The following is a 13,671-nucleotide window of genomic DNA, read 5'->3' as shown; positions in this document are numbered from 1 at the left end:
TAATGAATTAGTGATTAGTGATAAGCGATAAGTGATTAGTGGTAAGTGGTAAGTGATTAGTGATAAGTGGCTGCGCTATTATACCGCATGGTACTAATCACTACTCACTAACCCACTTATCACTATTTAATAGTCTCTTTGCATATCCGCAATTTTCTGTTGTAGCTTTCGCATTTGTTCCTCCTGCAAAACCTTTTTGTATTCGATAGGTACTACTTGGATGAATTCGTCTGCATAGCGGTTCCAATCGTCGAGCATGATACGGGCTAATTTACTGCCGGTGTAGAGGTAGTGCTGGCGGATGAGTTCGTGTAATTCTTTGCGGTAGCTTGCTTCTTCGATAAGAGATAGTTCTACCATTTCCATGTTACAGAAGTAGTCAAAGTTACCCTCTTTGTTCCACACATAAGCCACACCGCCACTCATTCCGGCAGCAAAGTTCCGGCCCGTTTGTCCTAAAACTACCACACGTCCGCCTGTCATATATTCGCAACAATGATCGCCTACGCCTTCTACTACGGCTATGGCACCCGAGTTGCGGACAGCAAAGCGTTCTCCCACGCGGCCATTGATATAAACTTCTCCGCTGGTAGCTCCATATAATAAGGTGTTCCCGGCAATTGTATTCTTCTCTGCCTCGAAGTTACTTCGTACGGGCGGAAGCACAGCGATACGTCCGCCACTCAATCCTTTGCCAAGGTAATCATTTGCTTCGCCTTCCAGTTTAAAACTAACTCCTGGTGTAAGGAATGCACCGAAAGATTGTCCGGCAGAACCTTTAAATTTAATGTTCAGCGTATGTTCCGGTAATCCTTTTGCGCCATACCGTGAAGCAATGGTCCCCGAAAGCATAGCGCCCACCGCGCGATCTGTATTGGCAATGGTATACTCCAATGACACCTCTTTTTGATGTTCGATAGCCTCTTGTGCAGCACTCAAGATTGTTACGTCTTTTACGGCAGAGATACCATGATCCTGATCACTGACATGATGGATGGCTGCACTGCTCTCTATGCGTGTGAGCAGTTTGCTGAAATCAATGAGACGGTGCTTTTCGTTTCCGTTATCCGGTTTGCGTTCAATGAGGTCGGTGCGTCCAATGATATCATCGAGTCTTTCCACACCAATTTCTGCCAGATACTCTCGTACCTCTTGTGCCAGGAAGGTGAAGAAGTTGACCAGATATTCGCTTCGTCCGTGGAAGCGTTTGCGTAACTCTTCATTTTGTGTAGCAACTCCGACGGGACAGGTATTCATATGGCATTTGCGCATCATCACGCAGCCTAGTACAATCAGTGCGGAAGTTGCAAAACCAAACTCCTCTGCACCTAACATAGCCATTAGAACAATGTCACGTCCGGTTTTCAGTTGTCCGTCCACTTGCAGCATAACCTGTCCGCGAAGCCCGTTTAGCACCAGTGTCTGTTGCGTTTCGCTTAGTCCCAGTTCCGGAGAGATACCTGCATAACGAATAGATGAAGCAGGTGAAGCTCCTGTACCTCCTTCTGCACCAGAGATTACAATCAGGTCAGCCTTTGCCTTTGCTACCCCGGCAGCGATGGTTCCTACTCCGCTTTCGGCTACTAGTTTTACGCTGATTTTGGCTTTCGGGTTTACGTTCTTCAAGTCGAAGATAAGCTGTGCCAGATCCTCGATGGAGTAGATGTCATGGTGAGGTGGGGGAGAGATTAGTGAGATGCCCGGTATGGAGTGGCGCGTTTTGGCAATTACCTGATCTACCTTGTAACCCGGCAATTGACCTCCTTCGCCCGGTTTAGCTCCCTGGGCTATCTTTATTTGTATTTCATCTGCGTTAACAAGATATTCGGCAGTTACACCAAAGCGTCCTGAAGCAACCTGTTTAATGGCACTACGCAAGTTGGTTCCATCCGGACGGGGAGTGAAACGTTCGGCATCTTCCCCGCCTTCGCCTGTGTTGCTTCGTCCGTGTATTTTGTTCATGGCTATAGCCATGGCTTCGTGTGCTTCGCGGCTGATAGAGCCATAACTCATAGCACCCGTTACGAATCGCCGCAGTATGTTTTCTACCGGTTCAACACGGTCTATACTGATCGGGTTACGTTTGAACGAAAGGAAGTCGCGAAGGAAGATGGGAGCTTCTTTTTCGTCCACCATGGTGGTAAACTCTTTGAATTTTTTATAGCTGCCCAGGCGTGTTGCCAATTGCAGGGTACTGATCGTTTCCGGGTTCCACGCATGTCTTTCTCCATCTTTGCGGAAAGTATAGATGCCACGATTCTTTAGTTGAGAGTTGCCAGTTGAGGGTTGAGAGTCGGCTGTACCACTATGCTGCATAGAACTTTCAGCTTTCAACTTTTCACTTTCAACTGCAATAGCATCCTGTGCTACTTCTTCCAGGCGGATACCGCCGATACGTGAACTTAACCCGCCAAAGTAGGCGTTGCTTAACTCTTCACTCAGACCTATGGCTTCAAATATTTTGGCTCCCCGATAAGAACGGATGGTACTGATACCCATTTTACTCATTACTTTGAACAATCCCTTGCAGATGGCTTTGATATAATTCTTCTCTGCTGTGGCATAGTCCAGTTGAATCTCTTTTTCCGCCACCAGTTTGTCGAGGATGGCAAATGCCATGTAGGGATTCAGTGCACTTGCTCCGAAACCAAGTAACAGAGCAGCATGCATCACTTCGCGTATTTCACCGCTCTCTACAATGAGGGCTGTCTGCACACGTTTTCCTACCGCTATAAGGTGATGGTGCACTGCACTCACTGCCAATAACGAGGGGATGGCTGCATGCGTCGCATTTACGTCACGGTCTGTCAGTACAATGTAGTTTACTCCGTTTGCCACTGACTCTTCCGCTTGTTTGCATAGATTGTTCAAGGCTTCCTGCAACCCCGCCTTACCACGTGATATTTCAAAAAGCATGGGCAGCTTTATTGTGTTGAAACCTTTGTAACGAATGTTGCACAGAATATCCAGTTGAGTATTATTCAAGATAGGGTGGTTCAGGCGTACCATTTTACAATGGCTTTCGCTTGGTGTTAGAATATTCATCCCTACTGCTCCGATATATTCAGTCAGCGACATTACCAGTTCTTCCCGGATAGGGTCGATGGGTGGATTGGTTACCTGGGCAAACTGTTGGCGGAAGTAGTTGTATAACAGTTGCGGCTTGTCCGAAAGGATAGCCAATGGAGTGTCATTACCCATTGAATGAATCGGTTCTGCCCCGGTGGTAGCCATCGGGCTGATAATCTTTTCTATATCCTCTTTCGAATAACCGAAAGTACGTAACATACAATCGTATCTCTCTATACTGTGAGGAACTTTGCGTCCGCTTTTCAGTTCATCCAGTTCAATGCGGTTGGCTGACAGCCAGTTCCGATAGGGTTTGGCATTTGCCAATTGTTGTTTCAGTTCGTCATCATAATATATTTCTCCCTTTTCGGTATCTACCAGTAAGATTTTACCAGGTTGCAGGCGTCCTTTTTCTTTGATATCTCCCGGTTCAAAGTCCATCACACCTACTTCGCTGGCTACTACCATCATATCGTTTTTAGTGATAAGATAGCGTGCCGGGCGCAACCCATTGCGGTCGAGCATTCCTCCTGCATAGCGTCCGTCACTAAAGAGTAGTGCGGCAGGGCCATCCCACGGTTCCATTAGAATGGAATGATATTCGTAGAAGGCTTTCAACTCCTCACTGATTGGATTCTTCTCGTTGAAAGATTCCGGTACGAGCATAGCCATGGCATGAGGCAGGCTGAGACCGGACATCACAAGAAACTCCAGCACATTATCCAGTGAGGCACTGTCACTCATCCCTGGCTGAATGATGGGACGTATCTCTTTAATATCCCCCAGGGTAGGAGATGAAAGAACACTTTCGCGTGCTTCCATCCACCCCCGATTACCACGGATCGTATTGATTTCACCATTGTGGGCAAGTAAGCGGAAAGGCTGTGCCAGTCCCCATGTTGGGAAAGTGTTTGTACTGAAACGTGAATGTACCAATGCCAATCCACTGGTGAAGTAGCTGTTTGTGAGGTCCGGGAAGTAGTTGCGTAGTTGCAGTGACGAAAGCATACCTTTGTAGATAATGCTTTTTGTTGATAGTGAAACGATATAGAAATCGTCCTTTGTGGCGATAGAAGAATTGCGTATCCTGTTTTCAATCTTCTTCCTTATTATATATAATTTGCGGTCGGCCGTTTCTGTTTCTGTAAACCCGGTGATAAAAATCTGTTTTATGTCCGGTTCTGCTGCCTGTGCGGCTTCTCCTAAAATTTCAGGACAGGTAGGCACATTGCGCAGGTGCATGAGTGTAAGCCCTTCCTTTTCAGTCTCTTCAATAATAATACTCAGAATGTCTGCCTGGTCTTTCGGCTCTTTTGGCAAAAAGATCAGTCCTGTACCGTAACGTCCTTTTTCGGGTACGGGGATACCTTGTAATAAAATGAATTCATGAGGAATCTGTAACATGATACCTGCACCATCTCCGGTTTTATTATCAGCTCCTTCAGCTCCGCGATGACGCATGTTTTCGAGTACTTTGAGTGCCGACTCTACAATGTTGTGCGATTTCTCTCCATGAATGTTTACCAGCATACCTACTCCGCAGGCATCGTGTTCGTTTGCTGCATCATACAAACCCTGTTGCTCAGGCTGTCGCTGGTAAGGCAGTTCTTTTGTTTCGTTGTTAAAAAGTTCTCTTTTCTTCATTCTATTTAGCTTTATTGTATGATAATACCTGTTTATGCTGTCTTTTTGTTCTGCAAAAGTATTAATTTAATTTCATTTTGATATATGTATTGATGTTTATTGTGACATAAATTACATATACTTCATGTCGAAGTTATAAATTGGTAGTTCAGTGCCGGGTTTTTATATTAATGTGAAAGGTAGTGAAAGCCTTTTTATTAAGATTTGAAACTACTTTCTTTTTGAGGATAAAATAATAGAAAAATTAACGTTTTGACGTAAAAATAACTTTTTTCTATGCTTATGTCAAATATTTATAGTAAAAATAATCTTTATGTTATTATAATTGTATATCTTTGTACCCTGAAAACATAAAAATAGGATAATATGTGTGGAATTGTAGGCTACATTGGTAAAAAAGAAGCCTACCCCATCCTTGTCAAAGGGCTGAAACGGCTGGAGTATCGGGGATACGACAGCGCTGGGGTAGCACTAATCAGTAACAACCAACAGTTGAATGTGTATAAGACAAAAGGAAAAGTCTCCGAATTGGAAAATTTTGTCACACAGAAAGATATTTCCGGTAACATTGGTATTGCACATACACGTTGGGCTACTCACGGAGAACCTTGTTCAGTTAATGCCCATCCTCATTATTCCTCTTCCGAAACTCTCGCTCTCATCCATAACGGTATCATCGAAAATTACGCCGTTCTCAAAGAAAAACTCCAGGCCAAAGGCTATACATTCAAAAGCAGTACTGATACCGAGGTACTCGTACAATTAATAGAATATATGAAAGTTACTAATAACCTCGATTTGCTGACAGCCGTACAGTTGGCATTGCGTGAGGTGATTGGTGCGTATGCTATTGCCGTATTGGAGAAGGATCATCCCGATGAAATTATTGCAGCGCGTAAAAGTAGTCCGTTGGTGGTGGGCATTGGTGAAGATGAGTTTTTCCTGGCTTCGGATGCTACTCCTATTGTAGAATATACTGATAAGGTAGTCTATCTGGAAGATGAAGAGATAGCAGTGATACACCGGGACAGGGAGTTGAAAGTGGTGAATCTGAACAATGTGGAGATGACTCCTGAAGTGACAAAGGTAGAGTTAAACTTAGGGCAACTGGAAAAGGGTGGTTATCCGCATTTTATGCTGAAAGAGATATTCGAACAGCCCGATTGCATCTATGATTGTATGCGTGGGCGTATCAATGTAGAGAGTAACAATGTTGTGCTTTCGGCCGTCATTGATTATAAGGAGAGACTTCTGAAAGCAAAGCGTTTTGTCATTGTAGCCTGCGGAACCTCCTGGCATGCCGGGTTGATAGGCAAACACTTAATTGAAAGTCTCTGCCGCATTCCGGTGGAGGTGGAATATGCATCCGAATTCCGTTACCGTGACCCGGTGATTGACGAAAGTGATGTTGTGATTGCTATCTCTCAGAGTGGTGAGACTGCCGATACACTGGCTGCCGTTGAGTTGGCAAAGAGCCGTGGTGCATTTATCTACGGCATTTGTAATGCTATCGGTTCGTCTATACCGCGTGCTACGCACACAGGTTCTTATATACATGTAGGTCCCGAAATAGGCGTAGCATCTACCAAGGCTTTCACCGGACAGGTTACGGTGCTCACTATGCTTGCACTGACATTGGCGCGGGAGAAGCAAACCATTGATGAGGCCCATTTCCTTAGTGTAGTACACGAATTGAGCCGCATCCCTGAAAAAATGAAAAAAGTACTGAAACTGAATGATAAAATCGCAGAATTATCTAAAATATTCACGTATGCGCATAATTTTATCTATCTTGGTCGCGGGTATTCGTATCCGGTAGCTCTGGAGGGAGCTTTGAAGCTGAAAGAAATCTCATATATTCATGCTGAAGGTTATCCGGCAGCGGAGATGAAGCATGGCCCTATTGCTTTGATTGATGCCGAAATGCCTGTGGTAGTTATTGCTACTCAAAATGGAATGTATGAAAAAGTACTCAGCAACATACAAGAGATAAAGGCCCGTAAGGGAAAAGTCATAGCTGTTGTCACCGAAGGAGACACAGTGATCAGCAAAGTAGCTGATTATTGTATCGAACTTCCCGAAACACTGGAGTGTCTTGATCCGCTTATTACCACAATGCCTTTACAATTGCTTGCCTATCATGTGGCGGTATGTAAAGGGATGGATGTGGATCAGCCAAGGAATCTGGCGAAGTCGGTAACGGTAGAATAAAGGGATTTACGATTAGACGATTTACTATTTACAATTGAAGTTACCTTAATCTATAAATGGGAAGTAATCCCAATCGTAAATTGTCAATCGTCTAATTGTAAATTCCTTCAATCGTCTAATTGTAAATTAAAATAGATTGTCAAATAGTAAATAAACAAGGTGGAACAATTAAAGCATGAATGTGGCGTTGCCATGATACGCCTGCTCAAACCGTTGGAATATTACGAGAAGAAGTACGGAACGTGGATGTATGGATTGAATAAGCTCTACCTCCTGATGGAGAAGCAGCACAATCGTGGACAGGAAGGCGCCGGACTGGCTTGTGTGAAACTGGCAGCCAATCCGGGAGAAGAATATATGTTCCGTGAGCGTGCATTAGGATCGAGTGCCATTACTGAGATTTTTGAGACCGTACAAGGCAATTTTAAAGATCTGACCTCTGAACAGTTGCACGATGCTAATTTTGCCAAACGTACCTTGCCCTTTGCCGGTGAAGTGTATATGGGACATCTGCGATACTCTACCACCGGAAAATCCGGTATTTCCTATGTTCATCCGTTTCTGAGAAGGAACAACTGGCGTGCCAAGAACCTGGCCCTTTGCGGTAATTTCAATATGACGAATGTGGATGAGATTTTTACCCGCATTACAGCTATCGGACAGCATCCGCGCAAATATGCCGATACTTATATTATGCTCGAACAGGTAGGGCATCGTCTCGACCGGGAAGTAGAACGTCTCTTTAATCTTGCAGAAGCAGAAGGGCAGACGGGTATGGGTATCACCCGGTTTATTGAAGAGCATATCGATCTTGCCAATGTGCTGCGTTCTTCCAGTAAAGAGTGGGATGGGGGATATGTTATCTGCGGACTGACCGGAAGTGGTGAGTCTTTCGCTATTCGTGATCCGTGGGGGATCCGTCCTGCTTTCTGGTATCAGGATGATGAAATAGCTGTCCTGGCATCTGAACGTCCTGTGATTCAGACAGCACTCAATGTACCTGTTGAGGAAATTAAAGAATTGCAACCGGGACAAGCACTCTTTATCAACAAGACGGGGCAGATTCGTATTACTCAGATTAATAAACCCCGTGAGAAGAGAGCCTGTTCTTTTGAGCGTATTTATTTCTCTCGTGGTAGCGATGCAGACATTTATAAAGAGCGTAAGTTGTTGGGAGAGAAACTGATTCCCCGTATTCTGAAAGCGATAAACTCTGACCTTGATCATACGGTGTTCTCTTTTATTCCGAACACAGCCGAAGTAGCTTTCTACGGAATGCTCGAGGGATTGGACAATTATCTGAATGAAGAGAAAGTACAGCAGATAGCTGCTTTGGGACACAATCCTAATATGGAAGAACTTGAATGTATCCTTTCGCGGCGCATTCGTAGTGAAAAAGTTGCTATCAAGGATATCAAGTTGCGTACTTTTATTGCCGAGGGCAATAGCCGTAACGACCTGGCTGCGCATGTATATGATATCACTTACGGCAGCCTCCGTGCCGGTATAGACAATCTGGTGATTATTGATGACAGTATTGTGCGCGGTACAACACTCCGACAGAGCATTATCGGTATTCTCGATCGTCTGAATCCGAAGAAGATTGTTATTGTAAGCTCTTCGCCGCAAGTGCGTTATCCCGATTATTACGGCATTGACATGGCAAAGATGAGTGAGTTTATAGCCTTTAAAGCAGCTGTAGAACTCCTGAAAGAGCGTGATATGAAAGATGTGATTGCTGCTGCCTATCGTAAGTCGAAAGATCAGGTTGGCCTACCTAAAGAGCAGTTGGTGAATTACGTAAAGGACATCTATGCCCCATTCACCGATGAGGAGATTTCTGCCAAAATGGTGGAATTGCTCACTCCGAAAGGCACGAAGGCCAAAGTAGAGATTGTGTATCAACCGCTCAGTGGCTTACATGAGGCTTGTCCTCATCACACGGGTGACTGGTATTTCAGTGGCAACTATCCTACGCCGGGTGGTGTGAAGCTGCTCAATGAAGCGTTTATAAATTATATAGAACAAGTATACCAATTTTGAGATTTACGATTTTATGATTTACAATTTACGATTGAAGTTACTTTATTGGCAAATGGGAGTCATCCCAATCGTAAATTGTAAATCGTCTAATCGTCAATCTTTTCAATTGTCAAATAGTAAATAAATTGATGCGAAATGTAACTTTAATCCTTGACGACGGGAGCCGTTTCCATGGTAAGTCGTTTGGCTACGAGAAGCCGGTGGCGGGCGAAGTAGTATTCAATACCGCCATGACAGGCTATCCGGAGAGTCTGACTGATCCTTCATATGCCGGACAGTTGATGACACTGACATACCCATTGGTGGGTAACTATGGTGTGCCTCCTTTCACTTTTGAATCTAATGGATTGGCTACTTTTATGGAAAGTGAGAGAATTCATGCCGAAGCTATCATTGTGAGTGACTATTCAGAAGAATACAGTCACTGGAATGCAGTGGAAAGCCTTGCCGACTGGCTGAAGCGTGAACAAGTGCCCGGTATTACAGGCATTGATACCCGTGAACTGACCAAAGTGTTGCGTGAACATGGGGTGATGATGGGTAAGATTGTATTTGACGGTGAGCAGTTGACAGTGGACAATGGACAATTGACAATTGACAGTGGACAGTTGACAGTGGATAGTTATGAAAATATCAATTATGTCGATAAGGTTTCTTGCAAAGAGATTATCGTCTATGCGAACGGTGAAAGTCGCTCTTTTAGTATAGATCTCCCCATTGCGCAGCTCAACTGTCAATTGTCAACTGTCAATTGTCAACTAAAGCGGGTTGTTCTTGTAGATTGTGGAGTAAAAACAAACATTATCCGTTGCCTGCTCAGACGTAATGTTGAAGTCATTCGTGTCCCTTGGGATTATGATTTTAACGGATTACAGTTTGATGGTCTGTTTATATCCAATGGTCCGGGTGATCCTGATACCTGTGATGCTGCCGTACAGAATATCCGTAAAGCGATGCAGAATCCCCAACTTCCTATTTTTGGAATCTGTATGGGAAATCAGTTACTGTCAAAAGCGGGTGGTGCTAAGATATACAAGCTCAAATATGGTCATCGTAGCCACAACCAGCCGGTACGCATGGTGGGCACGGAACGTTGTTTCATTACCAGCCAGAATCATGGTTATGCCGTTGATAACAATACATTGGGTGCTGAGTGGGAGCCACTCTTCATTAATATGAATGATGGTTCTAATGAAGGTATTCGTCACAAAACAAACCCCTGGTTTTCGGCACAGTTCCATCCCGAAGCTGCCAGTGGCCCAACGGATACTGAATTCTTGTTTGACGAATTCGTAAAGCTATTGTAATTCAATATTTACCGCAGTGTAAGCGAGAGTACGGGAGAGGAGAGTCCCGTGTCCTCTGTGGTGCAACCAAAAATATGTAATCAATGAAAGAACAAAATATAAAGAAAGTATTGCTCCTCGGCTCCGGTGCTTTGAAAATCGGTGAAGCCGGAGAGTTTGACTATTCGGGTTCGCAAGCCCTGAAGGCTCTGAAAGAGGAAGGCATAGAAACCATTCTTATCAACCCCAACATTGCTACGGTGCAGACCAGTGAAGGGGTAGCCGATCAGATCTACTTCCTTCCTGTGACTCCTTACTTTGTAGAGAAAGTAATTCAGAAAGAAAAACCGGAAGGCATTATGCTTGCTTTCGGTGGGCAAACTGCGTTGAACTGTGGGGTGGCCCTTTACAGGGAAGGCACCCTTGAAAAATATAATGTAAAGGTACTCGGTACTCCCGTGCAGGCCATTATCGATACGGAAGATCGTGAGCTCTTTGTGGAGAAACTGAATCAGATTGATGTAAAGACCATCAAAAGTGAAGCCGTAGAAAATGCAGAAGATGCACGCCGAGCAGCCCGGGAGTTAGGTTATCCGGTGATTGTTCGTGCCGCTTATGCGCTTGGCGGACTTGGTTCCGGTTTTTGTGATAACGAAGAAGAGCTGGATGTGCTTGTTGAGAAAGCCTTTGCTTTCTCTCCGCAGGTGCTTGTCGAAAAGTCACTAAGAGGATGGAAAGAAGTGGAGTATGAGGTAGTACGCGACCGCTTCGACAACTGTATCACCGTTTGTAACATGGAGAACTTCGATCCGCTGGGCATTCATACCGGGGAATCTATTGTAATTGCTCCGTCACAAACATTGACCAATAAAGAATACCACAAACTGCGTGAACTCGCCATTCGTATCATTCGTCATATTGGCATCGTGGGTGAATGTAACGTGCAGTATGCCTTCGATCCTGAGTCGGAAGATTATCGCGTTATCGAGGTAAATGCCCGTCTTTCGCGTTCATCGGCATTGGCGTCCAAGGCAACCGGTTATCCGTTGGCTTTTGTTGCTGCCAAATTAGGACTCGGTTATGGCCTGTTCGATTTGAAGAACTCCGTCACTAAAACTACCAGTGCTTTTTTTGAACCTGCATTGGACTATGTGGTTTGTAAGATACCCCGTTGGGACTTAGGAAAATTCCATGGTGTAGACAAAGAGTTGGGTTCCTCTATGAAATCCGTAGGCGAGGTGATGGCTATCGGCCGTACCTTTGAAGAGGCTATCCAGAAAGGTCTCCGTATGATAGGCCAAGGCATGCACGGCTTTGTAGAAAACAAAGAACTCGTGATAGCCGATATTGATAAAGCCCTGCGTGAACCTACTGATAAACGTATCTTTGTTATTTCCAAAGCTTTCCGTGCCGGATATACGATTGACCAGGTACACGATCTGACCAAGATTGATAAATGGTTCCTTCAGAAACTGATGAATATCATGCGTACTTCCGAGGAGCTTAGGCAATTGACAGTGGACAGTGGACAATTGACAGTGAAAGATGCTGCTGCATTTTTTAATTCTCAATTGTCAAATCTCAGCCCACAACTACTTCGCAAAGCGAAGGTACAGGGGTTCTCTGACTTCCAGATAGCTCGTGGTATCGGTTTTCAGGGGGATATGGAAGATGGTATCCTTTATGTGCGTAATTATCGGAAGAGTATAGGCATCCTGCCTGTAGTGAAGCAGATTGATACACTGGCGGCCGAATATCCTGCGCAGACCAATTATCTGTATCTCACTTACAGCGGTGTGGCCAATGATGTAACCTATCTGGGCGATCATAAATCCATTGTCGTACTTGGTTCCGGTGCTTATCGCATCGGGTCTTCCGTAGAGTTTGACTGGTGTGGTGTGCAGGCACTGAATACCATTCGTAAAGAGGGTTGGCGTAGCGTTATGATCAACTATAATCCGGAAACGGTATCTACAGACTATGACATGTGCGATCGTCTCTACTTTGACGAATTGACTTTTGAACGCGTAATGGATATTCTTGAACTGGAAAATCCGCATGGGGTCATTGTCTCCACCGGTGGTCAGATTCCGAATAACCTTGCTCTGCGTCTGGATGCACAGAAAGTCAATATCTTAGGTACTTCTGCCAAGAGTATAGATAATGCCGAAGACCGCGAGAAGTTCTCTGCCATGCTCGATCGTATTGGTGTAGATCAGCCTCGCTGGCGCGAGCTTACCTCTATGGACGATATTAATGAGTTTGTTGATGAGGTCGGTTTTCCGGTGCTTGTTCGCCCTTCCTATGTGCTTAGTGGTGCAGCCATGAACGTCTGTTCCAACCAGGAAGAGCTGGAACGTTTCCTTAAATTGGCAGCCAATGTTTCTAAAAAACATCCGGTAGTGGTAAGCCAGTTTATTGAACACGCCAAAGAGGTAGAAATGGATGCTGTGGCGCAGAATGGTGAGATCATCGCGTATGCTATCAGTGAGCATATCGAGTTTGCCGGTGTACATTCCGGAGATGCTACTATTCAGTTCCCTCCTCAGAAACTGTATGTAGAAACCGTCCGTCGTATCAAGCGTATCAGCCGTGAGATTGCGAAAGCATTGAATATCTCCGGTCCGTTCAATATCCAGTATCTTGCCCGTGAGAATGATATTAAGGTTATCGAGTGTAACCTGCGTGCTTCGCGTAGTTTTCCTTTCGTCAGCAAAGTGTTGAAGATTAACTTTATCGAGCTGGCAACTAAAGTAATGCTCGGCCTGCCTGTAGAAAAACCATCGAAGAATCTTTTTGAGCTTGATTATGTTGGTATTAAAGCATCACAGTTCTCCTTCAATCGTTTGCAGAAGGCCGATCCTGTGCTGGGCGTAGATATGGCTTCTACCGGTGAGGTTGGCTGTATTGGTTCTGATACCTCTTGTGCCATTCTGAAAGCCATGCTTTCTGTTGGCTATCGTATTCCTAAGAAGAACATTCTCCTTTCTACCGGTACACCCAAGCAAAAGATAGATATGATGGGGGCGGCCCGTATGCTGGTCAATAAGGGGTATAAACTGTATGCTACCGGTGGAACACACCGAACTCTTGCCGAGAATGGCATTGAGAGTACCCTGGTCTATTGGCCGAGTGAGTCGGACAAGCATCCGCAAGCGCTTGAAATGCTCCATAATAAAGAGATAGATATGGTAGTTAATATTCCGAAGAACCTCACTGCCGGTGAGCTCGACAATGGATATAAAATACGCCGTGCAGCTATCGATCTGAATGTACCTCTGATTACCAATGCCCGTTTGGCAAGTGCATTTATCAATGCCTTCTGTACAATGAGTGTTGATGATATTGCTATAAAGAGCTGGGAGGAATACAAGTAGAATAAAGACGTATAAAAAGAATGAAGGCTGTATATGGCCTT

At 44.7% G+C, this 13,671-nt stretch carries 5 protein-coding genes; 4 read left to right on the top strand and 1 reads right to left on the bottom strand.

The genetic code is table 11. The annotated features are described in order from the left end of the window. Positions 1–126: 126 nt before the first annotated feature. A complete protein-coding gene (gene gltB, locus VCM39_RS12795) occupies positions 127–4,713 on the bottom strand; it encodes a glutamate synthase large subunit (protein WP_322932523.1) in 4,587 nt (1,528 codons plus the stop codon). A 366-nt stretch (positions 4,714–5,079) separates the two neighbouring features. Here gltB and glmS point away from each other — a divergent pair, with 366 nt between their 5' ends. From glmS to carB, 4 genes are all read left to right on the top strand, one after another. Then, a complete protein-coding gene (gene glmS, locus VCM39_RS12790) occupies positions 5,080–6,924 on the top strand; it encodes a glutamine--fructose-6-phosphate transaminase (isomerizing) (protein WP_221649017.1) in 1,845 nt (614 codons plus the stop codon). A gap of 159 nt (positions 6,925–7,083) precedes the next feature. Next, positions 7,084–8,967 carry an amidophosphoribosyltransferase gene (locus VCM39_RS12785; RefSeq protein ID WP_221649016.1) on the top strand — a complete coding sequence of 628 codons (1,884 nt, stop codon included), beginning with the start codon at positions 7,084–7,086 and terminating at the stop codon, positions 8,965–8,967. A gap of 128 nt (positions 8,968–9,095) precedes the next feature. After that, entirely contained in the window at positions 9,096–10,274 is a 1,179-nt protein-coding gene (gene carA / locus VCM39_RS12780; RefSeq protein WP_322932524.1) for a glutamine-hydrolyzing carbamoyl-phosphate synthase small subunit, read from the top strand. 83 nt (positions 10,275–10,357) lie between these two features. Then, positions 10,358–13,630 (top strand): carbamoyl-phosphate synthase (glutamine-hydrolyzing) large subunit, encoded by a 3,273-nt coding sequence (carB, locus tag VCM39_RS12775; protein WP_322932525.1) that lies wholly within the window; start codon positions 10,358–10,360, stop codon positions 13,628–13,630. Positions 13,631–13,671: the final 41 nt, after the last annotated feature.

The sequence above is a fragment of the Bacteroides mucinivorans genome, from assembly GCF_034654355.2.
Taxonomy (GTDB): Bacteria; Bacteroidota; Bacteroidia; order Bacteroidales; family Bacteroidaceae; genus Bacteroides; species Bacteroides nordii.
The sequence above is the reverse complement of the archived record's forward strand: the minus strand, read 5'-3'. Positions and strand labels throughout refer to the sequence as shown.